This is a genomic window from Kitasatospora sp. NPDC054795 (assembly GCF_053611565.1).
In genome coordinates this window covers 15,766-41,203 of the sequence record NZ_JBSHAP010000009.1, presented here as the reverse complement: position 1 = coordinate 41,203, position 25,438 = coordinate 15,766, and the positions used below count along the sequence as shown (strand labels likewise).

The window sequence follows — 25,438 nt, the reverse complement described above, 5'->3', positions numbered from 1 at the left end:
TCTCCTCGTGAACCTACGGGCCTGCGGGGTCTGCGGGGTCTGCGGGATCTGCGGGCCCCGCCGGACCCGCCGACCCGCCGGACCTACGCGGGGACTTCGGCGTCCCAGACGATGACGATCGGCAGCCCGTCCCAGGCCGCCCGTGCCGCGTCCGCGATGAACTCCTCGTAACCGCCGGGCGCGAGGCGCCCGTTGAAGAGCGGTTCGTGGCAGGCCCGCACCCGCAGCCCCGCTCCGGTGAACGCCTCCAGGTACCGCCCGGGGAGGTGGACGTGGTTGCGGACGAAGGCGAGCCGGTCGGAGCCGTGCACGAAGAGGCACTGCCCCTGCAGGGCGATGACGAAGGGGTGCAGGTCCGAGACGAGGATCCGCCCGCCCGGCCGGACCACCCGGGCCAGCTCGGACACTCCCGCCGCCAGGTCCGGCAGGTGGGTCATGGCCAGCGAGCAGACCGCGAGATCGACCGAGTCGTCGTCGAGCGGCAGCTTTTCCAGGTGCCCGAGCCGGTACTCGGCCTCGGGGGCGCGCTCGCGGGCTCTGGCCAGCATCTCGGGCGACTGGTCCACGCCGATGGTGCGGTGCCCGCGGGAGACGAGGGCGCCGGTCTGGCGACCGGTGCCGCAGGCCGCGTCGAGGGCGGTGCCCGTGGGGAGGGTGTCGAGGATCCCGTGCAGCACGGGCTCCTCGACCTCGATGTACGAGCTGGGCAGCGAGTCGTACACCGCCGACCAGGAGGCGTAGCCCTCGGCGGCGTCGAGTTCGCTGACGTCGGCGCCGCCGTCCGGCAGCCGCCCGTCACCGGACACGAAGCGCCGGATGTCCTCGACGCGTTCCCGCAGGAACGTCTCGTCCCCGTCCACGGCGTGGCGCAGGAGCGCCAGCCCCTCGATTCCCAGGACGAGTTCCCGTACCCGGAATTCACTGCTCATGAGAGCCCCTTGTCGATGACCGGAGGTGACGGATTTCGCGGTAGCCGGTCGGGTGCGGCTGGATTCCGCCCTACCCCGTTCGGCCGGAAGAACGCGGCCGGCCCGGTCCGCTGTCCGAAAGGCGGCTCCGAATTGACCGGTTCACGGACCCGTTGCCCGGAATTCCCGCACCCCCTACCATGGCTTGCCGAATCGGCCGGAATACCCATTCGCGGGCCGGTCGTTCTGCTGGGGAGGCGGAATGATAGAGGGATATGTCGGGCGGGAAAGCGTCACCTCGGGGGGAGACTCGGAGGGAGGGCTGACGGTTCACGTCTCCACCGACGCCGCCCGGTTCCGGCTGAGGTTCTACCGGCTGGGCGCGGACCTGGACCTGGTGGCGGAGACCGGCTGGTTCCCCGGTTCGCTCCACCTGCCGCCCCCGCACCCCGACGGCGTGCCCGGCCGGGCCTCGCCCGCCCACGGCTGGGGCTGGCCGCCGCTCGCCCTGCCGGTGCCCGCCCACTGGACTCCGGGGATGTACCTGGTCCAGTTCGTCGAGGAGGGCGGCGAGGGCCTGCCGCCGCTGGACGCGGGCAGCGTCGAGGGCCCCGCCCGCGAGTTCTTCGTGGTGCGGCCCCGGCGGGCCGGCAGCCGGTCCCGCATCCTCTACAAGAAGTCGACCTACACCCGGCACGCCTACAACCGCTCCGACCGGCCGGGCGAGGAACGCGCCGTCAGCCTCTACGACCACCCCGTGTACCTGGCGGACGCCGCTCCCCGCGGGCACAAGGTGAGCCTGCACCGGCCCGGCGGAGTCATCGACCTCGCCTACTGGGACGCCCCGTTCATCGCCTGGCTGGAGCGCAACGACTATCCGGTCGAATTCTGCACGGATCTCGACCTCCACGAGGACCCGGAACTTCTCTCCTCGTACGATCTGCTGCTGAGCGTCGGCCATGACGAATACTGGAGCGAGGCGATGCGCGCCCACGCCGAGCGATTCGTCCACGGCGGCGGGAACATCGCCTTCCTCAGCGCCAACACGTGCTGGTGGCGCATTCATCCGGCCGACGGGAACACCGCCTTCGTCTCCGACACCGACCACCACGTGGGGGACGAGTATCCGCACCTGCCGGCGACCGACCAGTGGTGGCCGGCGCCGCCCGACGGCGCGGGCCGCCCCGAGAACTCCCTCACCGGGGTGAGTTTCCGCAACGGCGGGATGTGGCCGAGCACCGAATGGCCCGGGGACCGCCCGCGCGAGGGGTACACCGTCCAGCACGCCGACCACTGGCTGTTCGCCGGCACCGGGCTGCGCGACGGGTCCGACGGCGGCGAGCCCGACCGGCTCGGCGCGGGCACCGCGCTGATCGGGTACGAGTGCGACGGCGCCGCCTACGCCCGGGACGCCCGGGGCGTGGCCCGGGCGACCGGCGAGGACGGCACTCCCTCCTCCTTCCTCATCCTCGGGATCCACGTCCTCGATCCGGTCCACGAGGACTTCCACGATTTCAGGTGGTGCCACTGGAACGGCCCGGTCCGGGAGCCGGGCCTCACCAGCCCCCGGGCCGCGACCATGGGCGTGCACACCGCCGGCGGCACCGTGTTCACCGCGGGCACCACCGACTGGCCGGTGGTCTGCGGGAGGGAGCAGGACGCCGGTGTCGTGCGGGTCACCCGCAACCTCCTGGACCGGCTGCGGCACCGCGCGGCGCGCCCCTGAGCAGGTCCCGCAGTCCGCGGATCCGGGCCGCCCCGGCCGGCAGGGGCGGTGCGGCTCCGCGTACCGCCGGGTCCGGCCGGCACAGGTGGACGGGCCGCATCCCGGCGGCGAGCGGTCCGAGGACGTCGGGCGCCCACATGTCCCCGACGAACAGCACCTCCCCGGCCCGCAGCCCGCACCGCTCCAGCAGCGCCCGGTAGATCAGCGGGTGCGGCTTGCGCGCGCCCGCCCGGGCGGAGCCGACGACCACGTCGACCACCGCGCCGAGGCCGACCTCCTCGACGCAGTCCTCCAGGTTCCAGAACCAGTTGGAGCAGATGCCCACCAGCAGTCCCCGGTCGCGGAGCTCCCCGAGGACGGGGCGGGCGTCCTCGAAGAGCTCCAGCCGGACGGCCTTCATGGCCCGGTCGATCTCCTCGACCAGGTCGTCGAGTTCGCGCTCCGGCACCCCGCAGGCCCGCGCCCTGCGCAGCAGCCGGTCCAACTCCCAGCGGTGGTAGGCGGTTTCACCGACCGAGTGGGCCACGTGCTCCTCGCCCTCGCCGGGGCCCACCGCCCACTGGTCGCCCCAGCGGGCGCCCTGGGCGGCGAGGCCCCGGCGTTCGAAGATTCCGCGGTGGTCGGGCGGCAGCGGCTCGACCATCCGCACCAGCGTCCCGTAGAAGTCGAAGACGACGGCACGGACCTGCGGCGGCGACACGTTCGGCACCCGCCTCGCCTCAGTACCGGCCGTACCGGCGCGGGAAGTAGTCCTGGAGTTCGCCGTCCCGCTCGATGTCGACGGTCGCGCAGTGCAGCCCGCCGCCGAACGGCCCGACCGCCCGGAACGGCACCGGGACGATCTCGAAGCCGTACGAGGAGAGCTGCTCCGCCAGCCGGACCTCGTTCTCCTCGATGCACAGGGTGTTCTCGTCGAGGTTCAGCATGTTCCCGGCGAGCCACGGGCTGCAGAACGACAGCTTCGGCGGGTGGTCCCAGCTCGCGGGCTGCACCGCCTCGACGATCTCCCAGTCGTTGAGCCGGAAGAACTCCATCAACTCGGCATCCGCTAGCCGCTCGCCGCAGTGCAGCACCAGGCCGGGGCGCAGCGGCACCCAGGTGGCGTCGATGTGCAGCGGGTGGGTGTTGGTGGAGGTCACGGCGTGCACCCGGTGGTCGGGGAAGTGGCGCTTGAGCCACTGGTAGCCGCTGCGGTTGGTGACGAAGGACAGTTGGACGAACAGGTCCTTGCCGAAGCGGGCGACGTCGGCGGCGTCGAACAGCGGCTCGGCCTCGGTCAGCACGAGGTCGTACTCGCGGACCCGGGCCAGCTGCTCCTCGGTGGACAGGTCGTTGTAGGTGTCCCAGAACTCGGTGTGGTACGAGGCGTCGGTGAGCCGCGGTTTGGGGGCGGCCTCCCAGCGCATGCGCTCGTCGGCCTCGAACAGGCCCTGCAGCACGGGCCGGTAGCACAGGTACTCGTGCCAGCGGCTGCGGTAGGACATGGTCGCTTCCAGGACCTCGTTGCCGACGGTCAGCAGCAGGTCCCGGGGCGGCATGCAGCCGAACATGGAGTCCTGGGTCCACTCGGGCGTGCCGACCTGCTGGGTGAAGTCGACGGGGGTGGGGCGGTCGACGCGGATGCCGCGGCGGCGCAGCAGGTCGGCGAAGTCGTCGAGCTGCTGCTCGGCCTCGGCGACCATGTCGGCGGGCATCGGGCCGTAGGTTCCCAGGGGGAAGCCGTCGTCGGGGTAGTCCCGGCGGACCGCGTGCTCGGGGGCCTGGACCACGGTGCCCTCGGCGCGCCCGACGATCACATGACGCAGGGGGTCCCAGCCGTTCCAGGCGTTGACCCGCACCGGCCGTTCGGCGGCATCGGGGTTGGCATCGGTCGCGGTCGTCGTCTGCTCGGTCACGTACAAGCCCTTCGATGGGGGTCGCGTGGGTGACGCAGAGGCCCAACCTGCGGGGACCACCCGGGAGCAGTCAAGGCGTTGCGCCCTCTGCGGGACACCGAACGTCATCTTCCGGCCGAATGTCCGCGCCTCCGCGCCGCGGGGTGATCAGACGGGTAGTCAGAAGACCGCCCCCATAGCGAACTTGGAGACCCCATGGCCATTCGCATGCCCTCTCGCCCCTTGGTTCTCACCTTGCTCCTGTCCCTGGCCGTGGCCGGGTGCGGTTCCGGATCGGGCGGCGGCTCCGGATCCGGCGGCAAACTGACGGTGTGGCTGGCCGTGGACGCCCAGGAGAGTTGGCCACAATTGGTCCAGTCCACCAACGACCGTTTCGCCAAGGACCACCCCGGGGTCCAGGTCGACGTCCAGTACCAGCAGTGGACGACGAAGAACCAGAAACTGGACGCCGTCCTCGCCGGGAAGAACGTGCCCGACGTGGTGGAGATGGGCAACAGCGAGACCACCAACTACATCGTCAACGGTGCCTTCGCCCCCGTCGAACCGGCCCGCTTCGACCAGTCGGACGCCTGGCTGCCGGCGCTCGCCGACGCCTGCCGCAACAACGGGAAGACGTACTGCGTGCCCTACTACGTCGGGGCCCGGGTCGGTGTCTACCGCACCGACTACTTCGCCCGGGCCGGTGTGCCGGGCGCCCCGAGGACGTACCCCGAACTCCTCTCCGCGTTCGACAAGCTGAAGAGCACCGTCGGCGCCCAGGACCCGAACTTCTCCGCCTTCTACATGCCCGGCCGCTACTGGTACGCGGCGATGGCCTTCGTGAAGGACGCGGGCGGCGAGATCGCGGTGAAGGACGGCGACCGCTGGAAGGCCTCGCTGTCCTCGCCGAAGTCCGTCGCCGGGCTCACCGAGTGGAAGCGGCTGATCGACGCCTACTACGTGGGCGACCGCGCCAAGGACAACGGCGACCAGCCGGCCGTCGTCGGCCAGGGCCACGTGGGCGTCTTCTACGGCAACACCTGGGAGGCCGACGCCGCCGCCGACGAACGCTCCGGCGGGGATCCGAAGCTGAAGGACAAGTTCGCCACCTTCCCCTTCCCCGGCCCGTCCGGGAATCTCCTGCCGCCGTTCCTCGGCGGCTCCACCCTGGCCGTGCCGGCCAAGTCGACACGCAAGGACCTGGCCGCCGACTGGATCAAGCTGTTCACCGACCGGGAGTCGCAGAAGACGCTGATCGCCGCGAACACCCTGCCCAACAACACCGTCCAGCTGGCCGAGGTCGCCGGCGGCGGCATCAACGGCCCGGCCGCCCAGGCCGCGGCCACCGGCGGCTGGATGACCCCGTTCGCGCCGGGCTGGACGTCGGTGGAGAAGTCCAACGTCCTGCCCGAGATGCTCGAACGGATCGCCAACGGCAAGGCATCGGTGCAGGACGCCGCACGGGAGGCGGACCAGCGGATCGACGAAGTGGTCAATGAGCGCTGACCGGGGCCGGCGGCGGCGTCCGCTGCTGCCGTACCTCCTGATCGGCCCGACCGTCCTCGCGCTCGTCCTGGTGCTCGGCTACCCGCTCGTGGACATGGTCGTCCTCTCCTTCCAGGACATGACCCGCGAGCAGCTGTTCAGCGGCACGTCGCCGCCGTGGGCCGGGCTGGACCAGTTCCGCCGGATCCTCGGTGACGGGTTCTTCTGGACGGTGGTGGCCCGTACGGTGCTCTTCACCGCGGTGTGCGTCGTCCTCACCGTGCTCTGCGGGCTGTTCACCGCCCAGCTGATGCACCGGGTCTCCCCGTGGGTGCGCGCCGTCATCGCCGGGGTGCTGGTGACCGTGTGGGCGATGCCCGTCATGGTCGCCGCGTCGATCTTCCGCTGGCTCTTCGACGCCGACTACGGCGTGGTGAACTGGCTGCTCTCGAACCTGCCCGGGGTCGACCTGGCCCGCCACAACTGGTTCACCGACCCCTGGCAGGGGTTCTCCGTCATCGTCGCCGTCGTGGTGTGGGGCTCGCTGCCGTTCGCCGCGATCACCCTGCGGGCCGCGCTGGCCCAGGTCCCGCCCGAGTTGGAGGAGTCCGCGGTGCTCGACGGGGCCCGGCCGTTCCAGGTCTTCCGGCACGTGACCCTGCCGGTGATCAGACCGGTCCTCGTCATGGTCACCACGCTGTCGGCCATCTGGGACTTCGGCGTCTTCAACCAGATCTGGCTGATGCGCGGCGGCCAGCCCGAGCGGGAGTACTACCTGTTGGGCGTCTACTCCTTCATCGAGTCCTTCGCCGTCAACCGGTACAGCACCGGGGCCGCGATCGCGCTGGTGACCGTCGTGCTGCTGCTCGCCGGTTCGGTCGTGTACCTGCGTCAGATGTTCCGGACGGGAGAGGTCGAATGAGGCGGCGGCGGTCCCTGGGCCGCGACCTCCTCGGACTGCTCGTCGCCGCGGTGATCGGCTTCCCCGTCTACTGGATGGTGCTCACGGCGTTCCGGCCGGCCACCGAGATCCTGCGCCTGCCGCCGGAGTTCTGGCCGGGCCGGTTCACGCTCGACAACTTCGCCCGGGCGCTGGGCACCGAGACCTTCTGGGCCAACGTCCGCTCCAGCGTGGTCATCGGCCTCGGCACCGTCCTGGTGTCGCTGGCCGTCGGCGCCCTGGCCGCCTTTGCCCTCGCCCGGTTCCGCTTCGCCGGCCGCAGGGCCTTCGTCGTGGTGATCCTGATCGTCCAGATGGTCCCACTGACCGCCCTGATCATCCCCGTGTACCTGCTGCTGAACGACATCGGGATGACCGACAGCCTCGCCGGCGTGATCCTCACCTACCTGGTGTTCACGCTGCCCTTCACGGTGTGGATGCTGCGCGGCTTCATCGCCGGCGTCCCGGTGGAACTGGAGGAGGCGGCCATGGTCGACGGCTGCGGCCGCCTCGGCGCCTTCCGCCGGGTGGTGCTGCCACTGCTCGCCCCCGGCATCGTCGCCACCTCCGTCTTCGCCCTCGTCCAGGCGTGGAACGAGTACGTCCTCGTCTACGTCCTGCTGTCGAGCCCGAAGAAGCAGACCGTCAGCATCTGGCTGGTCTCCTTCCAGACCAGCTTCGGGACCGACTACGGCGGTCTCATGGCGGGCGCCACGCTGACCGCCCTGCCCGTCGTGGTCTTCTTCCTCGTCGTCCAGCGCAGGATCGCCTCCGGCCTCGCGGCCGGCGCGGTCAAGGGCTGACCGCGAGCACAGCAGGCCCCGCTCTCCCGGCGGCACCCCGTTCACGTCCACAGGAGGATTCCGTGACGCACGACCGCCTCGATCTCGTGTCCAAGCTGTACCAGCCGTCCGGCTGGCCCCGTGTCCTGGAGGCCGCCTCGGGAGCCGCCTCCGGGGCGCCACTCGTCGTGGACCTCGATCCGACGACCTTCTGCGACCTGGCCTGCCCCGAGTGCATCAGCGGCAAGCTCCTCAACCAGGGCCGCTTCACCCCCGAACGGCTGGCGGCGCTCGCCGAGGAGCTGGTCGCCCTGTCCGTCCGGGGCGTGGTGCTGATCGGGGGCGGCGAGCCGCTCGCCCACCGGGGCACCCGCAAGGTCCTGCGCATCCTCGGTGAGGCGGGCCTGGCCGTCGGGGTCGTCACCAACGGCACCATGATCGACAAGAACCTCACCGAACTCGCCCGCTACGCCACCTGGGTCCGCGTCTCGATGGACGCCGGCACCGCCGGGACGTACGGCCTCTTCCGCCCCGACCGCAAGGGCCGCAGCGTCTTCGACAAGGTCGTCGCGAACATGCGGCTGCTCGCCGAGGCGAAGAGCGGCGCCCTCGGCTACTCCTTCCTCGTCATGACCCGCCGGGAGCCGGACGGCCGGACCGTCAGCAACCACACCGAGGTGCTGCGCGCCGCCGAACTCGCCCACGACATCGGCTGCGACTACTTCGAGACCAAGGCGATGTTCGACGAGGAGCACCACGTCATCCAGGTGTCCCAGGACATCCTCGACGCGGTCGACCGCCAGCTCGCCGAGGCGGCCCGGCTGGAGAGCGACACCTTCCAGCTCGTCAACTCCTCCACGCTCACCTCCCTGCGCCGCCACACCGGACCCGTCCAGCCCAAGGAGTACCACCGCTGCCGGGTCGCCGAACTGCGCACCCTGATCACCCCGTCCGGCGTGTACGTCTGCGCCTACCACCGCGGCAACCCGATGGCCAGGATCGGCGACGCCGTCACCGACAGCCTGGCCGACATCTGGCAGGGCTCCGACCGCGGCATCATCGACCCGAGCCGGGACTGCCGCTTCCACTGCGCGCGGCACCGCTCCAACCTGGAACTGGAGCAGATCGCGCAGGGAACGGGCGCAGTCCCCCTCCAGGAGGACTACGACCCGTTCCTGTGACCGTCGTCGTGACCGTCACACCGCGCTGACGCCGACCCGATCCCCCGCCCGGGCACCGCGGCTCCCCGCCGCCGCCCGGGCGGGGATCACCCGCGCCCCGGGGTACCGGCCGCGCAGCGCGCCGGCCAGGCCCGCCACCACCGCGGGCGCGTCGCCCGCGCGGCACACCCCGACCAGCGAGCCGCCGCCCCCGGCCCCGCTGAGCTTCAGCGGCAGGCCGACGGCGCGCAGCGCCACCGCCCGCAGCTCCTCCAGGAGCGGGGTCGACATGCCCTGGTAGTCGCGCATCGCCGCGTGCGCCCGGGCCATCGCCTCCCCCAGCGCCTCGTGGTCGCGCCCGCGCAGCGCCGCCCACGCGGCGGCCGAGGCCCGGTCGGCCTCGGACCGGTACGCCGCGAGGGCGGGATCACCGGCCGCGAGCTGCGCCCGCACCGTACGGATGTGGTCGCCGGTGTTCTTCCGGGTGCCCGAATCCACCACGACCACCCGCCAGTCGTCCGGGAACTCCAGCCGCTCCCTGACGACCGGCAGCCCCTGCTCCCGGCCGTCGATCAGCAGCGCGCCGCCCTCGGCGACGGCGAGGTGGTCCATGCCGCCGCCGTTGAACCGGGCGAACTCGAACTCGTACGCCCACTGGACGATCGAGCGCTCCGGCACCCGCTCGCCGGCCGGCGCCGCGGCCTCGGCGAAGGCCCGGAACAGCGCCACGATCAGCGCCGTGGAGGAGGACAGCCCGCTCGCGGGGGGTGCCTCGCTGCGGACGCGCACCGGCGGCGGGGCGGGGGCCAGCCCGGGGAGCCGGGCGCGCAGGAAGGTCCACACCTCGGCGGGCCAGTCGCCGGCCGTCTCCGCCACGGCCGCCGTCCCGGGCAGCACCTCGACCGTGGTCGGCAGGTCGAGGGCGAGGCTGACCGAGCGGCCCGCCCCCAGCCAGTCCAGGTCCTCCCCCGACAGGCACGCCCGGCACGGCACCGCGGCGCGGATCGGATCCTCCTCGCCCGTCCGGCACTCTTCGCTCATCCGGTGCTCCTCGCTCATCCGGCCTGGAACCTCCCCTCGGCGACGAACGCCCGGTACATCGACAGCACCACCGCCGTGGGCGGGTGCAGCGGCCCCGGCGGATCGTCGAGGCGGCGGAACTCCGCCCGGCGCACCTCGTCCGCCCCCGGGGCGAGCTCCCCCGACCAGCGCCGGGCCACGAAGCACAGCGCGAAGCAGTGGGTGACGTCCCCGTTCGGGTAGGTCAGGGTGTGCACGGCCGGATCGGACAGCGACCCGAACGCGACCAGGTCCTCCTTCTCCACCCGCAGCCCGGTCTCCTCCGCCACCTCCCGGACGGCCGCGTCGGCGAAGCCCCCGTCCTCCTCGCAGGCGCCCGCCGGCAGCTCCCACACGCCGTTGTCGACCCGCTGCTGGAACAGCCCCCGGCCGGCCGCGTCGAGCAGCAGGACCTGGGACCCCGGCATCAACAGCTTTCTGCCGCCCACCTTCTGACGCAACGACCAGGTGTACGACCCGACGTAACCCATGCCCGCACCGCCTCCTTCGCGGCCCGCCCCACGGCGGACGTCCACGGCGCCACAGACTGTCACGCGTTCTCCTCCACCAGCCAGCGCGGCACCGCCTCGGGTGTCGACTCCAGCCACCGCACGTACCGGTCCACGCCCTGCGCCACGTCGATCCGGGCCCGCCAGCGCAGCAGCTCCCGGCACCGCTCCGTGGAGGCGTACCCCCCGAGCGGATCGCCCTCGGGGCGCGGGGTGACGATCCGGCGCGCCCCCGGGAAGTAGGGGGTGAGCAGGTCCGCGACCTCCCGGACGGACGTCGGGCGGCCCGTCCCCACGTTCACCGTCCGGCCCGCCATCCCCTCCTCCACGAGCGCCAGCGCCGTCGCCTCGGCCACGTCCTCGACGTGGACCAGGTCGCGCACCTGGACGCCGCCCCCGTTCAGGCGCATGGGACGGCCGAGCCGGGCCTGCAGGGACAGCCACGGGACCATCCAGGAGTGGCTGCCCGGCTTGGGGATCTGCGGCTCCCCGTACACCGAGAAGTACCGGACGATCGCGTGCTCGCACCCCGACGACGCCCCGAGCAGCAGCCGGGTCTGGTGCTCCGCCCACAGCTTGCCGTTCGCGTACACCGACAGCGGGAACAGCGGCTGGTCCTCGTGGAACACGTGCGGGCCGGGCGAGTCGGCGGGGCCGTCGCCGTACACGGACGCGGACGAGACCAGCACCAGGCGGCGGATCCGCGCCCGGGACGCCTCCTCCAGGACGACCTGGGTGCCCTGCACATTGGCCCGGAAGGCGATGCCGGGATTCCGGGTGCAGGCGGCCACGTCCGCGTAGGCGGCGGCGTGGACCACGAAGTCGGCCTCCCGGAGCAGCCCGGCGACCGCATCGCGGTCGCACACGTCGCCGACGACGAGCCGGGCCCCGCTCCCCTCCGCCCCGAAGACCGCGTGCCCGGACTCGGGGTAGGCGTCCATCCGGTCCAGGACGGCCACCTCGGCACCGGCCCGGCACAGCAGGGCGCTGAGCCGGCTGCCCACCAGGCCCCCACCCCCCGTCACGACGACGCGGGCGTCGCGCAGTTTCTCCAGCCGGGCCCCGACGCTCTCGCCCCCGTCGGCTCCGGCTTCGTTCGATGGCGCGTGCGATCCAGCGGACATGTGTGTCCCTTTCCGTGGAGACGGCGAACTCGGATGCGCGCTCACACACAGCCACAGGCTTCACACGGAAGGTGGCGTGCCAGCCCAGCATCCGTGGATCTCCAACCGCTCCGCCAGTGCGAATTCGGCACTCTTGCCAGCCCTCGGCGCGATCCGTACTGTCCGGAACCGGTGGCACCCGCAGTAGCCGATCGCTCCACTGGGTCCACCAAGTCCCTTACGCCCCACCAGAGACAGGGAAATGAGATGACACGCCATCAGCTCAGCGGGGTGGTCATGACCCACCCCAAGCGCCGGCGGGCCGCCGAGCGGATGGCCCTGGCGGCACCCCCGGGCGCGCTGCGCGTCGTCATGGACCCGGACCCCACCGGCACCCCCTCGGTGCTGCGCACGGCGCTCGCCGCCTGGGAGGCCGTCGAGGACGGCGCAACCCACCAACTGGTCGTCCAGGACGACATGCTGTTGTCCGAAACGTTCTTCGAACGGGTCCGCCTCGCCGTCGACGCGATGCCGGACGCGGCACTGGCCCTGTTCGCCCTGTGGGACTCCCGCAACGGGGCCGCCGCCCGCTTCGGCGCCATGGCCGGCGCCCGCTGGGTCGGCGCGGTCAACGAGTACTTCCCGTGCGTCGCGATCGTGCTCCCCCGGGCCGTCGCCGAGGGCTTCGTCCGCTACGGCCGCGAGCGCCTCGGCGGCTGGCCCGACGACATCCTGATGCACCGCTACCTCCGGGACGCCGGCGTCCCCCGCTACGTCTCCGTCCCCAACCTCGCCGAGCACCAGGACCGCGGCTCGATCTCGGGCAACGCCTTCCGGGGGCCGCGCCGTTCGGCCTGCTTCCTGCCCGGCGACCGGCCCGGCGACGAGGGGGACCGGCTGACCGGCCTGACGGTCCTGCCGTTCCTCAAGTACGGCGTCGCCCGCTGCGCGGTACGGGTCACCGGGCCGGGCCCCGAACGCTGGCTGCACCTGGACTGCGAACAGTACCTGCACGGCCTCGGCCTGCCCCGCACGCTGTTCGCGCCGCCCGGGCCGGAGCCGGACGCGCCGGACGTCCGCGGGACCTGGCTCACGGCCCTCGCCATGGGCCACGAGGCCGCCCGCCTCGGCCTGGACGCCGACGGCTCCGCGCCCGCGGTACGGGCCGAGGTGTACGCCGAGGCGATCGCGACGATCGGGCCCGGCGGCATCAGCAACACCAGCACCGAGGAACACCTCGCCGAACGCCGCGAGGCCCTGGCCGCCGTGGCACGACGCGCACTGGCCGCCGGACACGAGGCCGCCCACCGCCCGGCCCCCCGCCGGCCCCGGCGGCCCGCCGGCCTCACCCTGCGCGGCGGCGCCACACCGCTCGGCGAGCACCTCGCACGCAGACTGGCCGACCTCACCGGCGACGCGGCGCCCGACGCCGTCCTCGACCTGACCGGCCTGCGCGCGGGAGCCCCGGCCCGGGAACTGAGGATCCACCTGCCCGACGACCCCCGGCCGTACACCCTGGCCGTGGACGAGGTGTACGGCCCCGGCTGCTCCCGGGACACCCTCATCGGCCGCATGGTGTGGGACGCCCTGCGCAGCCGGCCGGTGGTCGTCCAGGAGGGCCACGACACCGAGGTGCACCCCGTCTACACGGACGACCTGGCCGACGCCGTGCTGGCCGTGCTGCGCACCCGGCCCACCGCCCGCGCCCTGACCGTCGCGGGCGAAAAGCCCGCCACGCTCGGCGAGTTGGCGCACGCCGTGCACGCCGCCGTCCGCCCGGTGCCGGTCCGGACCGATCCGCCGGCGCCCGGACTCCCCGCCGCCCGGCCGGCGTTCCCGGACGGCCCCCGCCCACCCGGCTGGACACCGGCGACCGGACACCCGAAGGGACTGCACGCCTTCGCCCAGTGGCTCGCGTACGAGGGCACGCTGCTCACCGTCGTCTGACCTCTCGGGCGCTCGGCGCTGGGGCGGCGGGCGGCGGCCGGGGCGCCTACGAGCGGCTCGGCACCCCCGGGCGCGGCGAGGCCGTCGCCCCCGGTTCCTTCCGGCCCCGGCCCACCGGCCCCGACGCCGCTGTCGGGGCCAGCGGCAGGCGCACGGTGAACACCGAGCCCCTGCCCGGGGTACTGGCCACCCGGACGCTGCCGTCGTGGACCTCGGCGAGCTTGCGGACGATGGCGAGGCCGAGACCGCTGCCGCCGGTCCGACGGCTGCGGGACTTCTCCGCCCGCCAGAAGCGCTCGAACACCAGCGGCAGGTCCGCCTCGGCGATGCCGCTGCCGGTGTCGGCGACCTCGATGAGGACGGCGCCGGCGTCGGTGCGGGCCCGCAGGGTGACCGTGCCGCCCGCCGGGGTGTGCCGGACCGCGTTGGCGACCAGGTTGCCGACGGCCTGGCGCAGACGCACCGGGTCGGCGAACAGCTCGGCTCCGGCCGCCGAGCCGTCCGGCGCGCTCCCGGACGACATGTGCCCGTCGGGCGCGCTCCCGGACGACGCGTCCCGGGAGGGCTCGACGGCCAGCGCCAGGGCCACTCCGGACGCCCGGGCCCGGGCTCCGTGCGCGGTGGCGACCTGGGCCAACAGGTCCTCGACGTCCACGGGTTCGCGGTACAGGGCCAGTTCGCCCGCGTCGGCGGCGGCCAGGTCCTTCAGGTCGTCGATGAGGTGCTGGAGCAACAGGGCCTCTTCGAGCAGCGAGCCCGTCAGCGCCCGGTCGGCGGTGGCGACGCCGTCCTCGACGGCCTCCAGCCAGCCGCGGATGTTGCTCAGCGGGGTGCGCAGCTCGTGCGCGATGTCGCCCACCATCGCCTTGCGCAGGTCCTCCAGTTGCCCGCGCCGTTCCGCCATCGCGTTGAAGGCGGCGGCGAGTCCGGCGATCTCGTCGCGGCCGGTCACGTCGACCCGGGCCGAGAGGTCCCCGTCGGCCATCCGCCGGGCGGCGTGGGTGAGGGCGTGCAGCGGCCGGGAGAGCCGCAGGCCGACCGTCACCGTGACCGCCACGGTCACCGACAGCACCAGGGCCGCGACCTCGGCGACCCGTCCGGGGTGGGCGGGGATCGACGCGGAGACCGCCGTGGGGGCCTCGCTCCCGGCTCCGGCGCCGGTGCCCTTCGGGGCGGTCACCGGGGTGTCGACGAACAGCAGCACGGGCGGCGCCACGTACTGGACGAGCTGCTGCCGGCGGGCGTTGGTCAGGCAGGCGGACATCGCCCGGTCCTGCGGTGCCGGCCCTGCCGGGATCCCGTCCGGCCCCAGCGACAGGGTGACGGGACCGGCCTGCCGGCGGGCCAGGCAGGCGTTGACCAGCGCGGTGAGGTCGGTGAGCGCGGCGCGCTCGGTGTCGGTCGGGGCCGCCATCACCACGGGGGACGCGCAGCGCACACCGTCGGCGCGGTCGTCGGTGGTCCGCAGCCGCGGCCGCCCGGCGAGGTCGTCGGTGACGGTCGCCTCGATGCCGAGCGCCGACCGCAGGCAGTCCGCCTGCCGCAGCAGGGCGGCCCGCAGGGTCGCCTGCTCGGCGGCGGTCGGCCGGAACGGTCCCACCGCACGGGCGTCGATCCGGTCGCTCGGCGCGCCGGGCAGCATGGCGATGTCGACGGCGAGCGGGTCCACGGTGGTGGTGGGCGTACGGGGCAGGGCCGTCCGCTCACCGGCCGTCGACGCGGGACCGGTCTCGGGCCCGTTCACGGGAACGGGGGCGGCACCGGCACCCGCCCCGGTCGCCGAGTCCACGACCGGTTCGAAGCGCGGCGTCGCCAGGACGATGCGGCGCCCGGTGGCATCCGCGAGCCGCCGAACGGTCTCCTGCGCCCCGCTCCAGTCGGCGTGGGTCGCGGCGTAGCCGAGCAGTTCGTCGTAGATCCGGGTGTGGTCCACGAGGACCCGGGTCTGCTCCCGCTCGATCGCGCCGGTGGTCGTGCGGGCGGCCAGCCAGGCGGTCGCGGCGATGGAGCACAGGGAGACCAGGGCGGAGAGCGCGAGCAGCCGGACCGTCAGGCTGCGGCGCAGCGGGGTGTCAGGACGCACCGGGCGGCTCCTCCGCGAGCTTGTAGCCGATGCCGTACACCGTCAGGAGGGCGACGGGGCGGCGCGCGTCCGGTTCGATCTTGCGGCGCAGGTTCATCACGTGGGTGTCGACGGTACGGGTGGTGATGTAGCGGTCGATGCCGTGCAGGTGTTCCAGCAGCTGGGCGCGGGTGAAGACCCGGCCCGGCTGGCCGGCCAGCACTTCCAGCAGCCGGAACTCGGCGGGTGTGCAGCCGATCCGACGGCCGTGGGCGGTGACCTCGTGGCGCAGCGGGTCGACGGTGAGCGGTCCGACCCGCAGGACGGCCCGCGGCCCGGACGCGTCCTGGGCGTCCCGGCCGCCGTGGGCGTCCGGGGTCGGGGCCGGCCGGGAGCCGCGGCGCAGCAGGGCGCGGACCCGGGCGACCAGTTCGCGGGGGCTGTAGGGCTTGGTGAGGTAGTCGTCGGCGCCGAGGTCGAGTCCGAGCAGGAGGTCCTCCTCGGCTGTGCGGGCGGTCAGCATCAGCACCGGCAGGGGGGACTCGGCGCGCAGGGTGCGGCACACGTCCAGGCCGTCCAGGACGGGCATCATCACGTCGAGGACGAGGAGTTGCACCGATCCGAGGCGGGCCCGCTCCAGCGCGGCCCGGCCGTCGTGGACGACGTCGACGCGGTGGCCTTCGCGTTCCAGGTACAAGCGGATGAGGTCGGCCTGTTTGGGATCATCCTCGGCAACCACCACATGTGCGCACATACGGATGATCGTAGAGCGCCGTCCGATCGCCGTTCCCCGACCGTGTCCGCCCACGTCACCACCGCTTTCCGACTGCTTCCTGACAACTTCCTGACACCGGGCGGAGAGTGTGGCGGGGTCCGCCGGGGCCGAGTGCCCCGGTCCCCTCCCGAGAGGCCCCTCGTGAAGCCGTCCCCGAAGCCGTCCCTGAAGCCCTCCCCGAAGCCGTCCTCCCGTCCGTTGTCCCTCGCCGCCGGTGTCCTCGGCGTGGCCCTGGTCCTGTCCGCGGCCCCCTCCGCCGCCACGGCGGCCAGCGCGGTCCCCTCCGGGCCCGCCACCGCGCCCGCCACCGCGCCGACCGTCGCGGAGGAGGACGTGATGCCGCACCTGCGGGCCCTGCAGCAGATCGCCGATCGCAATGGCGGCAACCGCGCGCACGGCACCCGCGGGTACGCGGAGTCGCTGGCGTACGTGCGCCACGCGCTGGACCGGGCCGGCTTCCGCACCGAAGTGCGCCGCTTCTCGCACGACGGCGCGACCGGCTACAACCTGATCGCCGACTGGCCCGGCGGCGACCCGAACCACGTGCTGCTCTCCGGCGCCCACCTGGACAGCGTCAAGCAGGGCCCGGGGATCAACGACAACGGGTCCGGGTCGGCCACGGTGCTGACCACCGCCCTCCAGGTGGCCAAGGCCCGGTTGAAGCCCGCCCGGCACCTGCGGTTCGCCTGGTGGGGGGCCGAGGAGGTCGGGCTGGTCGGTTCCGCCGACTACGTCCGCGGCCTGTCCGACGCCGACCGCAAGGCGGTCGACCTGTACCTCAACTTCGACCAGACCGGCAGCCGGAACACCCAGCAGTGGTTCGTGGTGAAGGACGGTCAGCAGGCCGACAGCGCGGCCGGGCAGGTCTTCGAGTCGTGGTTCGCCGCCCGGGGGCTCGCCACCTTCGACATCGGCGTGGGCGGGTCGGACAACGAGTCGTTCGGCAAGGCCGGCATCCCGTCCTCCGGCTTCAGCACCGGCATCTCCGACTGCATCCACGATGCCTGCGACAACCTCGCCAACATCGACCCGGCGACGCAGACCACCAGCACCAACGCCCTGATCGGCGTGGTGTGGCAGCTCGCCGCCACCACCCCCGCCACCGCCCGGCCCTGACCACCCGACACCCCGCAGGAGACACGGATGCCCGGAACACCGACCACCCGCCGCCGGACCGCCGCAGTGCTGGCGACCGCGACCGCCCTCGGCGTCGCCCTGACGGCCCTGCCCGCCTCGGCGGCCGGCCTCGGGGACCCGTACTTCCCCGACGACGGCGACTCCGGCTACGACGTGGGGCACTACGACGTCCGGATCGCCTACGACCCGGCGCGCACGGACCACCTGGACGGCGACACGACCGTCACCGCCCGGGCCGTCCGGGCGCTGGACCGCTTCAGCCTGGACCTGAAGGGCTTCACGGTCGCCTCGGTCACCGTGAACGGCACGCCGGCGCGGTCCTTCTCGCGTTCCGGCGAGCACAAGCTGGTCGTCGTCCCGGCCCAACGGGTCGCCCGGGGCGCCACGTTCGCCGTCCGGGTGACGTACGCCGGCACGCCCGACGCCGAGGGCTGGCACACCCTGAGGAACGGCGGCGCGAACGTGTCGGGCGAACCGCACTCCGCGACCTCGTGGTACCCGTCGAACGACCACCCGTCCGACAAGGCCACCTTCGCCCTCACGGCGACCGTCCCCGACGGCTGGACCGCCATCGGCAACGGCCTGCCGGGGCCGACCACCACCGCCAACGGCACGACGACGTTCCGCTGGCGCGAGGACCGGCCGATGGCGACGTACCTCGCCACGGTCGCCGTCGACCGGTTCACCGTCCACCGGGCGCAGCTGCCCGACGGCAAGCCCGTCATCACGGCGTACAGCCCGGACGTCCCGGTCGACGCAGCCACGGAGGCCGCGCAACCGGACGTCCTGGCCTTCCTGGCCTCGAAGTTCGGCCCGTACCCGTTCTCCTCGGCGGGTGCGATCGTGGTCGGCGAGTCCGAGAATCCCGGACGCGGTGCGGCGGCTCTGGAGACCCAGAGCCGGCCGACGTACATCGGGGCCCTCTACGACGAGGGGGTGGTCCACGAGAGCGCCCACCAGTGGTTCGGCAACAGCGTCTCGTTCACCGACTGGCGCGACGGCTGCATCGCCGAGTGCTTCGCCCAGTACGCCAATCAGCTGTGGGAGGAGCACAACGGCGCCGACCTGGACACCGGCTTCTACCCCCACGTGGTCGCCGCGAACAAGGACAACCCCTCGTTCTGGTCCACGAAGCTGTACGACCCCGGGAAGGGCAAGGAGCTCGCCCCCGCCCTGTACTTCAAGGGCTCCCTGATGCTGCACGCCCTGCGGCGCACCGTCGGCGACGACGCGTTCTTCGCCACCCTGCGCCGCTGGACCGCCGACCACGCCTACGGCAACGCCTCGTTCCCGCAGTTCGAGGCACTGGCCGCGCGGGTGTCGGGCAAGGACCTCAAGGGCTTCTTCGACGCCTGGGCCCACGGGACCACGCTCCCCGCCGAGGAGTACCTCTACCCGGGCCCCCTGGGCAACCGGTAGCCCGCCGAGGGGCCCGTCCGGCGGCGGGAGCGGTCACGGACCTGCCGCCGGACGGGGGCCTGACAGCCGCGGGTCCCACCTGTAGCGTCGCCCCATGACCGACGAGATCACGGCCAGGGCAGGCAGAGAGTTCTACACGTTCGACGGCCGGATCCTGGAGGTCTTCGGGAGCTCTCCGAAGCGCTTCCACATCCGGAACACGGACCTGCGGGTCACGGGCCCCGACCGGAAGGGGAGGCGGACCGTCGAGGTCGTCGCCGGTCCGCCCGAGGCGCCGGCGACGCAGCACACCTGGCACCTCTCCGCCGAGGAATGGCAGCGGGCCCAGGGCCTGGAGGCGCTGCTGGAAACGGTGCGGGCGGCCATCGCGTCCGCCCGGGAGCACGGAGCCTGAGGGGTTGTCCGCAGCTGCGGCCGAGGACGGCCGCAGCCCTGTCAGCGGCTCGGGCACGGGTTCCGGTAGGCGATGTCGGGCGCGTACAGGCGCCATTGGGCGGGGCTGACGGAGCCTCTGCTGTAGGAGCACAGGCGGTCGGCGAGCCTGGCGGGATCCGTGTCGAGCAGCGAGACGGTCCTGTTGGAGGCGACGAGGAGGGTGGGCCCGGTCGCCACGAGCGCGACCGCGCGGATCGTGTCGCCGCTCGGATTGGCGACGGAGGCCACGAGAACGGGGGTGGTGGGGTTGCGGACGTCCCAGAGTTCCAGGGTGCTGCCGTTCCAGATGGCCATGAGCGCGCCGTTCTGGGCGAATTCGACGCCCTTGACACCCTGCACCGTCTGAATGGTCGCCTCGGGACGGGGATGCCCCGGATCGCCGATGTCCCAGAGGGAGACGGCGCTTCCGTTGTTGGCGCCGGCGGCGAGCAGCCGGCCGTCACCGCTCAGGCCCAGGACGTCGTTGAAGGCACCGGGCACGGTGACCCTCGACGTCGGCTCGCCGCCGGCGGTGAAGTGGAACAGTTCCAGGGCCGAGCACTTGCAGGTGGTGTCCGGTGTGCTCGTGACGGCCATGACCGTACCGGCCGGGGTGTCGCGGGAGAGCGCGGAACCCATGTTCGGCGAGTCGGCGGAGCCGCCGGAATCGGAGGAGCCCTCCGGGGGAGGTCAGGCTGCGGAACGGCGACCGCGGCATCGCGACGGCCCGCAGCCCGGGCCAGGCCGCCGTCAGTCCGTCGGTGGGGGTCAGGCAGCTCACCGGGGGATCGGTCGCCTCGGCGATCGTCACCATGCCGACCACCCCGCCGAGGCGGTCGTCCCACACCGGGCTCCCGCTGAACCCCCCGGAGACCCGGTAGCCCCTGGAGGCGAGGTCGACCTGGAGCAGGCCCCCGCCCTGTCGGCCCCGCAACACGCCCGCGTGCCAGACCCCGTCCGAACGGCCCACCGGGAAGCCGAACACCCGCACGGGGTGGTCCCAGACGTTGCTCGGCCCTGGTCTCGACGGGCCGGACCGGGCGGGCACCGGCCAGCGGGGCGGCCAGCCGCAGCACCGCGACGTCCCCACCGCGCTCCGAGGTCCGCGGCACCCAGTGCTCGACGACCGCCATCGCCCCCGCCACGGCCGGCCGGCCCGCCCCGGACGGCACCGGCAGCAGGGGCAGGTCCACGAACACCCAGGACCCGACGCCCGGCTCGACGCCCTGCCCGGCGAGCGCCGCCGAGACCACGTGCGCACAGGTGACGGCCAGGTCGGGTGCGACCAGGAAGCCCGCGCCGACCGGCCTGCTCAGCGCGTCGTGGATCCGCAGCACCGCGGCGTCCAGCGCGTTCGACCCGACGCCCTCCACTGCCCCGGGGACCGGCGCCGTCACGGCGCGGGCTCCTCCGCCGCCGGTTCGACCGCCTGGTCCGTCCCGTCGGCCGGTGTCCGTTTCCAGGTTAGCGAGACCTTGAAGTTCGCCTGCGCCGAGGTACTGGAGATCACCACGTCCGCCTCCGCGGACAGCGACAGCCCGAACTCGATGCCGATCTCGTCCGGTGCGTGGGCCATGCCGCGGAAGCCGTCGACGAAGTCCTGCGCCACCGGCCTCACCCCGGCCAGCATCTCGCCCAGCGACCGTGTGGCGCGGGCCACCACCTGGCCGGGCCGGGCCACCTGCACCAGGCCCTCCGAGGCCTGCTCGATCTCGATCCTCACGATGTCCGGGATACCGCCCCCCGGGCCGACCGGCAGTTCAACGAGGTACGCCATCTCTCCCCCTCGGAGCCCCACCGGCCCCATGCGTGCGTGGTGTCCCTGTCCCCGTCCCTGTCCCCGTACCGCTCCCGCCGACGCGGCCGGCGCGAACCCGTGGGAACCCGCCTGCCGGGCAGGGGGAATCACCGTACAAGCCCGCACCGCGGAGTGCCTCGGGAACGGACAGAACTGGCGACAACTCGTATATGAGTACTTAGACTTGTGGATCTCGGCGACGGGCGGGCCCGGGCGGCCGTCAGCCCGGAACGTCGCCCCCGGAGGCCGCCCGGGCGAGGGAGTCCGCCGGTGTCGCGCAGGCCGGCCGGGTCACGGAGCGCAGCTCGGCACGCCTCGCTCAGACGAACTCGCGCAGGCGCGGCCGCACCCCCAGCACGGTCAGGGCGAGTGCCGCCGCCAGCACCGCCGCGCCCGTACCCGCGGTGGCGGCGTCGAGGTCGCCGTCGGTGGCGGCGACGGCCGCGTCGAAGGCGCGCTGGTTGATGGCCTGGTTGTCGTCCAGGGCCGCAGCGAGCGTTCCGAAGTCGGCGTTGGACTGGCCGGGGGTGAGGCCGGTGTTGTAGGTGACGGCCTCCTTGAGCCTCCCCTGGGCGTTCAGCTCGCGGATCCTCCGGTCGTCGCGCTGGTACTGCTGGAACGCGGCCAGGACCCGTTCCGCCGCGTCCTGCTCCCCGGGGAAGGTGATGTTGCGCAGTTCGTCGCCGAGGTACCCGCCGAACCCCACCTGCCCGTGGTCGGCCCGGTGCCGGTCCGCCAGTACGGCGAGCCGGTCGTTGTACGCGGCGAGGCCGGCACCGTCGACCCGGGCGAAGGACTGGGTCTTGTCGAGGAAGCTCTGCTCGTAGGCGGCCGCCCGGGCGGGGTCGGTCAGGTAGCGGCTCTCGTCGGCATTCAGGTCGTACGCCACCGCGCGCGCCCGGCTGAGGGCGATCACCGAGTCGAAGGAGTTGCTCTTGGCGATCACCAGCCGGTGGTCGGCCCGGGAGGTCAGTGTCAGCGCGGCGGCCAGCCCCACCAGGGCGAGCAGGCTCGTGACGGCCAGCGGCACGTTCACCAGCCGCCGGAAGCGCACGGCGAGCACCCGCTGCAGCAGCCCGAGCGCGGCCAGTACGACCAGACCGGTGAGCAGGATCCACCACCGGCCACCGGACAGGGCGTCACGCCGGTCGGTGTAGTTGCGTTCCACGACGGCCGCGTTGGCCTTGGTGACGTCGTCGACGGCCGGCAGCAGGCGCTGGCGCAGCAGGTCGGTGGCCTGCCGGTAGACCGCGAGGGCATCGGCCGACGGGCGGCCGGCCGGGGCCCGGGCCTGGTCCTCCAGCAGCTGGGCCTGGGCCGTCAGGGCCTCGTAGCTCCCGAGTTCACCGATGACGGTCTGCACGGCCCGCTGCCCGGCCCGGTCGCCCGCCGCCGCCTCCGCGACCTGTTGCAGGTCGGTGTCGGCCTGGGTGCGCCGCTGTTCGAAGGTGTCCAGGGTCGCCCTGCGCGGCGCCGCGTAGTCCGGATCGGCGCCGAACAGCAGCAGGTTGGCGGCCTGGGCGTCCATGTCGTTGAGCGCGAAGTACAGGTCCGCCGAGCGCACCACCTGCGGAGCCGCCCGGTGACCGATGACGTCCGTGCCGTCCCGGGCCCCGCCCAGGACGGCGCCGCCGACCGCTCCGGCGGCGAGCAGCGCCGCGAGGCAGACGCCTGTGAGCCCGCGCACCAGGCGCGGGGTGGTCCACCGGGCCCGGCGGCGCCCGGGGCGCCAGTGACGGGGGGCGCGCGGCCCGGGGGGTGGTTCGGCTGTCTCCTGTCGCGCCGTCTCCGGCGCGACCGTTTTCCCCACGACCGCCGTACCGCCCGACGTTCCCGTTGGCATCGCCGCGCGCCCCCTCCCCCTGTTTTTCACCGGCCGCCGAACCTTCCCCGGAGGAACCCGCCGGGGGTCGGGGTTCGGCCAACGGTCCGCCGCCGGGACGCGTGCCCGGCTGGAGAACCGTTTCCTCGCAGCTCACGCTAAGCGCGGCCGAACACCCGTCCGCCCGCTCTGACGCCTCCTTGACGCCGCCGGCCGCGATCTTGACGAAGCATTGGCGGTGCCTCGGCCGGTGATCGTCCGCTGCTGTTCGCCGGGCCTGTCGCAGGCCCGTACGCCGAGCGTCTTCCGGGAGCGCCGAGCCCCGGGGCCCTTCGTCCGTAGAGCCGGACGGCGGGCCCCGAGGGCCTCAAGGGGCGCACCCGGTGCCGGTGGCGCGCGGCACCGGGCGGGCCCATCGGGTCAACGCCCGGGCTTCCGGCCGTGGTTGACCCTCTTCCTCCGCCGGGCCCTCTTCTCGCGGGCGCACCCGGACATCGCGCTCCTTCTCCCGGTCCGCGGGTTGCGGGCGGTTCAGGCGGCCCGGCCGACCAGCTGGTCGGCGAGCTTGGCCAGTCGCTTCAGCGAGCGTTCCTCCTGGGCGACCTGCGCCACGGGCGCGATGGCATCGCCGTCGAAGTAGGCGCCGTTGGCCACGACCGTCTCCGGCAGGCAGAGCCGCACCACGGCCGCCGCCCCCTCCGCCGCCGGCGCGCCGGTGCGCCCGTACAGCGGCAGCAGCGCGGTGGCGCACTGGCCCGGGTCGAGGCTGACGGCGGTGATGCCGGAGCCGGCCGGGGCCATCCCGGCGGTCGCCATGGTGAGCGCCAACTGCGACTGCGCGTACGCGGCGACCCGCGAGTACCTCTTCGTCCGGTGCGGGTCCGACCAGTTCATCGAGGCGGTGCGGTGCAGCGAGGAGGAGACGTTGACGATCCGGGCGTCGCCGGCCGCCGAGAGCGGGGCGCGCAGCAGCCTCGCCAGCAGGTGCGCGGCCAGGAAGTTGACCTGGAGCGAGACCTCGTTGCCGTCGCCGGTCAGGGTGCAGCGCTCGGGCGCCATCGCCGCGGCGTTGTTCACCAGCAGGTCCAGCGCGGGGTAGCGCTCGACGACCGTGCCGGCCAGCACCGCGACCTCCGCGAGGTGGGTGAAGTCGGCTGCCAGCTCGACGAGTTGGTCCCGCCGGGCACCCGCGGCGACCAGCCGATCCACGGCGTCCGCCGCCTCGGCCGCGGTCCGGGCGTGCACGAGCACGGTCGCACCGTGCCCGGCGAGCAGCCGGGCGGTCTCCCAACCGATCCCGGAGGAGGCACCGGTGACGAGGGCGGTGCGGGCGGACAGCACAGTGTCGGACATGACCCATCCAAGGGTGGAAGGCACCGGCGGGGTGCGGGAGTTGCGCGGCACGAGGCCGCTCGCTCCCGGGGCCGCCGGTGCGGGAAAGGTGTGGTGCGATGAGAGGACGCCGCCCGTCCCCCGCCCCTCGGAGCCGGTCGGGGCCGAGGGACGGGCGGCGGTGACCGGCACGGAACCGGTGGACGACACCGGAACCTGTGCCCCGCGGCCGGCGGAGAGCGGGAAGCGGCTCGGCCCTACCGGACGGCGGTGGCGACCGCGACAGCGACGATACGCGGCCGACTATGCGGCGGGCGGTCGTGGTGGCGTGTCGAGCGGTGCATGTGCTCCATCAAAGCCCGCCCGCAGGCCCGGGGCAAGCGCGTTCACCCTCCCTGACGAACCCCTGACGAACCCCTGACGCCCACCGACCCCCTGCTGACGCACCGTTGACGTGCTGTTGACGTGCCGCTGACGCGCCCGCCGGACCGGCGGCGGGCGCGCGCCGGTCCCTCACGCCGACGACCCCGGGGCGGCTTCCGGCGCGTCAGCCGGTTGCCGGCCCCGGCCGGTGGGAGAGGCGGATCACCGTCGTCGAGTCGACGGTGCGGGCGCCGGCCATGGTGCCGCACCCGGCACTGATGCTGGTGCCCGCGCCGCTCAGCGTGTCACCGGCGAAGCGCGCGCTGTCGGAGGTGACCCTGCCGGCGGCGACCAGCGAGGCGGTCCCGTAGGCCTTGACGACGTCGACGCGGTCGAACCCGAACGTGGAGACGGCACCGTCCGCCCAGGTGACGCGGGTGGCCGAGGTGTCGCCGTGCTCGTCGCCGGTGCATTCGGTGCGCGGCAGGGTGAGGGTGTGCTCGACGATCCCGGCCGCAACGGGCCGGCCTGCCGGGTCGACGCACTTCACGGTGCCGGTCATGTGCAGGGTGTCGGCCTGGGGCGCGTTGCCGCCGCCCGGGCCGACGGGGGTGTCGAAGGTGCCGTGGAGGGTGCGCACGCAGGTGGCGTCGGCCTCGGGATCGGCGGAGGCCGCGCCGGCCGGAATGGCCGCTTCGAGGAGTGCCACGGCGGTCAGTGCGGCGCCGACGAGTACGGGTTTCATGAGCTGGATTTTCTCCTGTTGAATTCGGGTTCGATCAACGAATTTCCTGGGCCGCGGCTTCGGCGCCGCGCACGGGAG

General features: G+C 73.5%; 22 protein-coding genes. 9 read left to right on the top strand and 13 right to left on the bottom strand.

Translation table 11 applies throughout. The annotated features are described in order from the left end of the window. Positions 1-83: 83 nt before the first annotated feature. Positions 84-929 (bottom strand): class I SAM-dependent methyltransferase, encoded by an 846-nt coding sequence (locus ACWGJO_RS05230; protein ID WP_452182222.1) that lies wholly within the window; start codon positions 927-929, stop codon positions 84-86. Between the two features lie 241 nt (positions 930-1,170). Between ACWGJO_RS05230 and ACWGJO_RS05225 the strand changes: the two genes are divergently transcribed. Continuing rightward, positions 1,171-2,634 (top strand): N,N-dimethylformamidase beta subunit family domain-containing protein, encoded by a 1,464-nt coding sequence (locus ACWGJO_RS05225; protein WP_452182221.1) that lies wholly within the window; start codon positions 1,171-1,173, stop codon positions 2,632-2,634. On the opposite strand, the gene ACWGJO_RS05220 is transcribed toward ACWGJO_RS05225, so the two are convergent. Both ACWGJO_RS05220 and ACWGJO_RS05215 read right to left on the bottom strand, forming a co-directional pair. After that, the gene (locus tag ACWGJO_RS05220; protein ID WP_452182220.1) at positions 2,585-3,343 is read right to left on the bottom strand and encodes an HAD family hydrolase; all 759 of its coding nucleotides are present in this window, start codon (positions 3,341-3,343) and stop codon (positions 2,585-2,587) included. The genes ACWGJO_RS05225 and ACWGJO_RS05220 overlap by 50 nt on opposite strands. Before the next feature lie 10 nt (positions 3,344-3,353). Continuing rightward, positions 3,354-4,529 carry a serine/threonine protein kinase gene (locus ACWGJO_RS05215; protein ID WP_452182219.1) on the bottom strand — a complete coding sequence of 392 codons (1,176 nt, stop codon included), beginning with the start codon at positions 4,527-4,529 and terminating at the stop codon, positions 3,354-3,356. A 222-nt stretch (positions 4,530-4,751) separates the two neighbouring features. On the opposite strand from ACWGJO_RS05215, the gene ACWGJO_RS05210 reads away from it, so the two are divergent. The 4 genes from ACWGJO_RS05210 to ACWGJO_RS05195 all read left to right on the top strand — a co-directional run bounded on the left by ACWGJO_RS05210 (position 4,752) and on the right by ACWGJO_RS05195 (position 8,896). Beyond that, positions 4,752-6,014, top strand: a complete 1,263-nt coding sequence (locus tag ACWGJO_RS05210; protein WP_452182218.1) for an extracellular solute-binding protein — start codon at positions 4,752-4,754, stop codon at positions 6,012-6,014. Next, the gene (locus ACWGJO_RS05205; RefSeq protein WP_359904643.1) at positions 6,004-6,915 is read left to right on the top strand and encodes a carbohydrate ABC transporter permease; all 912 of its coding nucleotides are present in this window, start codon (positions 6,004-6,006) and stop codon (positions 6,913-6,915) included. The genes ACWGJO_RS05210 and ACWGJO_RS05205 overlap by 11 nt, the downstream gene beginning before the upstream one ends. Beyond that, positions 6,912-7,736 (top strand): carbohydrate ABC transporter permease, encoded by an 825-nt coding sequence (locus ACWGJO_RS05200; RefSeq protein WP_452182217.1) that lies wholly within the window; start codon positions 6,912-6,914, stop codon positions 7,734-7,736. Before ACWGJO_RS05205 ends, ACWGJO_RS05200 begins: the two co-directional genes overlap by 4 nt. A 62-nt stretch (positions 7,737-7,798) precedes the next feature. Next, complete coding sequence (locus ACWGJO_RS05195; RefSeq protein ID WP_452182216.1) at positions 7,799-8,896, top strand: radical SAM protein; 1,098 nt, start codon at positions 7,799-7,801, stop codon at positions 8,894-8,896. Between the two features lie 15 nt (positions 8,897-8,911). Here the strand turns inward: ACWGJO_RS05195 and ACWGJO_RS05190 are convergent, their stop codons facing one another. From ACWGJO_RS05190 to ACWGJO_RS05180, 3 genes are read right to left on the bottom strand one after another with little or no spacing between them, the layout of a single operon-like run. Then, positions 8,912-9,916, bottom strand: coding sequence for a GHMP family kinase ATP-binding protein (locus ACWGJO_RS05190; RefSeq protein ID WP_452182215.1), 1,005 nt, complete (start codon positions 9,914-9,916; stop codon positions 8,912-8,914). A gap of 14 nt (positions 9,917-9,930) precedes the next feature. Continuing rightward, entirely contained in the window at positions 9,931-10,425 is a 495-nt protein-coding gene (locus ACWGJO_RS05185; protein WP_452182214.1) for an NUDIX domain-containing protein, read from the bottom strand. 59 nt (positions 10,426-10,484) lie between these two features. Continuing rightward, positions 10,485-11,567, bottom strand: coding sequence for an NAD-dependent epimerase/dehydratase family protein (locus ACWGJO_RS05180; RefSeq protein ID WP_452182213.1), 1,083 nt, complete (start codon positions 11,565-11,567; stop codon positions 10,485-10,487). 246 nt (positions 11,568-11,813) lie between these two features. Here ACWGJO_RS05180 and ACWGJO_RS05175 point away from each other — a divergent pair, with 246 nt between their 5' ends. Next, a complete protein-coding gene (locus ACWGJO_RS05175) occupies positions 11,814-13,493 on the top strand; it encodes a hypothetical protein (protein ID WP_452182212.1) in 1,680 nt (559 codons plus the stop codon). Positions 13,494-13,539: 46 nt separating this feature from the next. Here the strand turns inward: ACWGJO_RS05175 and ACWGJO_RS05170 are convergent, their stop codons facing one another. Together ACWGJO_RS05170 and ACWGJO_RS05165 are read right to left on the bottom strand one after the other, a co-directional pair. Then, positions 13,540-15,576, bottom strand: coding sequence for a sensor histidine kinase (locus ACWGJO_RS05170; RefSeq protein ID WP_452182210.1), 2,037 nt, complete (start codon positions 15,574-15,576; stop codon positions 13,540-13,542). Beyond that, the gene (locus tag ACWGJO_RS05165) at positions 15,566-16,309 is read right to left on the bottom strand and encodes a response regulator transcription factor (RefSeq protein WP_452182209.1); all 744 of its coding nucleotides are present in this window, start codon (positions 16,307-16,309) and stop codon (positions 15,566-15,568) included. The genes ACWGJO_RS05170 and ACWGJO_RS05165 overlap by 11 nt, the downstream gene beginning before the upstream one ends. Positions 16,310-16,471: 162 nt before the next feature. On the opposite strand from ACWGJO_RS05165, the gene ACWGJO_RS05160 reads away from it, so the two are divergent. The 3 genes from ACWGJO_RS05160 (at position 16,472) to ACWGJO_RS05150 (ending at position 19,280) form a co-directional block, all read left to right on the top strand. Further along, the gene (locus ACWGJO_RS05160; protein ID WP_452182208.1) at positions 16,472-17,446 is read left to right on the top strand and encodes a M28 family peptidase; all 975 of its coding nucleotides are present in this window, start codon (positions 16,472-16,474) and stop codon (positions 17,444-17,446) included. Positions 17,447-17,473: 27 nt separating this feature from the next. Further along, a complete protein-coding gene (locus tag ACWGJO_RS05155) occupies positions 17,474-18,886 on the top strand; it encodes a M1 family metallopeptidase (protein WP_452182207.1) in 1,413 nt (470 codons plus the stop codon). A 94-nt stretch (positions 18,887-18,980) separates the two neighbouring features. Then, the gene (locus ACWGJO_RS05150; protein WP_452182206.1) at positions 18,981-19,280 is read left to right on the top strand and encodes a hypothetical protein; all 300 of its coding nucleotides are present in this window, start codon (positions 18,981-18,983) and stop codon (positions 19,278-19,280) included. A gap of 41 nt (positions 19,281-19,321) precedes the next feature. Here ACWGJO_RS05150 and ACWGJO_RS05145 read toward each other — a convergent pair whose 3' ends face one another. The 5 genes from ACWGJO_RS05145 to ACWGJO_RS05125 all read right to left on the bottom strand — a co-directional run bounded on the left by ACWGJO_RS05145 (position 19,322) and on the right by ACWGJO_RS05125 (position 25,360). Then, positions 19,322-19,939, bottom strand: a complete 618-nt coding sequence (locus tag ACWGJO_RS05145) for a hypothetical protein (RefSeq protein ID WP_452182205.1) — start codon at positions 19,937-19,939, stop codon at positions 19,322-19,324. 754 nt (positions 19,940-20,693) lie between these two features. Then, a complete protein-coding gene (locus ACWGJO_RS05140; protein WP_452182204.1) occupies positions 20,694-21,077 on the bottom strand; it encodes a CU044_2847 family protein in 384 nt (127 codons plus the stop codon). A gap of 340 nt (positions 21,078-21,417) precedes the next feature. Next, complete coding sequence (locus tag ACWGJO_RS05135) at positions 21,418-22,785, bottom strand: hypothetical protein (protein WP_452182203.1); 1,368 nt, start codon at positions 22,783-22,785, stop codon at positions 21,418-21,420. Positions 22,786-23,451: 666 nt separating this feature from the next. Further along, the gene (locus ACWGJO_RS05130) at positions 23,452-24,273 is read right to left on the bottom strand and encodes an SDR family NAD(P)-dependent oxidoreductase (protein ID WP_452182202.1); all 822 of its coding nucleotides are present in this window, start codon (positions 24,271-24,273) and stop codon (positions 23,452-23,454) included. A 526-nt stretch (positions 24,274-24,799) separates the two neighbouring features. Continuing rightward, positions 24,800-25,360, bottom strand: coding sequence for a hypothetical protein (locus ACWGJO_RS05125; protein WP_452182201.1), 561 nt, complete (start codon positions 25,358-25,360; stop codon positions 24,800-24,802). Positions 25,361-25,438 lie beyond the last annotated feature (78 nt).

Coding starts and splice junctions, on each gene's coding strand:
- ACWGJO_RS05230 (WP_452182222.1), bottom strand. CDS start 929: ATGAGCAGTGAATTCCGGGTACGGGAACTCGTCCTGGGAATCGAGGGG.
- ACWGJO_RS05225 (WP_452182221.1), top strand. CDS start 1,171: ATGATAGAGGGATATGTCGGGCGGGAAAGCGTCACCTCGGGGGGAGAC.
- ACWGJO_RS05205 (WP_359904643.1), top strand. CDS start 6,004: ATGAGCGCTGACCGGGGCCGGCGGCGGCGTCCGCTGCTGCCGTACCTC.
- ACWGJO_RS05200 (WP_452182217.1), top strand. CDS start 6,912: ATGAGGCGGCGGCGGTCCCTGGGCCGCGACCTCCTCGGACTGCTCGTC.
- ACWGJO_RS05190 (WP_452182215.1), bottom strand. CDS start 9,916: ATGAGCGAAGAGTGCCGGACGGGCGAGGAGGATCCGATCCGCGCCGCG.
- ACWGJO_RS05185 (WP_452182214.1), bottom strand. CDS start 10,425: ATGGGTTACGTCGGGTCGTACACCTGGTCGTTGCGTCAGAAGGTGGGC.
- ACWGJO_RS05180 (WP_452182213.1), bottom strand. CDS start 11,567: ATGTCCGCTGGATCGCACGCGCCATCGAACGAAGCCGGAGCCGACGGG.
- ACWGJO_RS05175 (WP_452182212.1), top strand. CDS start 11,814: ATGACACGCCATCAGCTCAGCGGGGTGGTCATGACCCACCCCAAGCGC.
- ACWGJO_RS05165 (WP_452182209.1), bottom strand. CDS start 16,309: ATGTGCGCACATGTGGTGGTTGCCGAGGATGATCCCAAACAGGCCGAC.
- ACWGJO_RS05155 (WP_452182207.1), top strand. CDS start 17,474: ATGCCCGGAACACCGACCACCCGCCGCCGGACCGCCGCAGTGCTGGCG.
- ACWGJO_RS05150 (WP_452182206.1), top strand. CDS start 18,981: ATGACCGACGAGATCACGGCCAGGGCAGGCAGAGAGTTCTACACGTTC.
- ACWGJO_RS05145 (WP_452182205.1), bottom strand. CDS start 19,939: ATGGGTTCCGCGCTCTCCCGCGACACCCCGGCCGGTACGGTCATGGCC.
- ACWGJO_RS05140 (WP_452182204.1), bottom strand. CDS start 21,077: ATGGCGTACCTCGTTGAACTGCCGGTCGGCCCGGGGGGCGGTATCCCG.
- ACWGJO_RS05130 (WP_452182202.1), bottom strand. CDS start 24,273: ATGTCCGACACTGTGCTGTCCGCCCGCACCGCCCTCGTCACCGGTGCC.
- ACWGJO_RS05125 (WP_452182201.1), bottom strand. CDS start 25,360: ATGAAACCCGTACTCGTCGGCGCCGCACTGACCGCCGTGGCACTCCTC.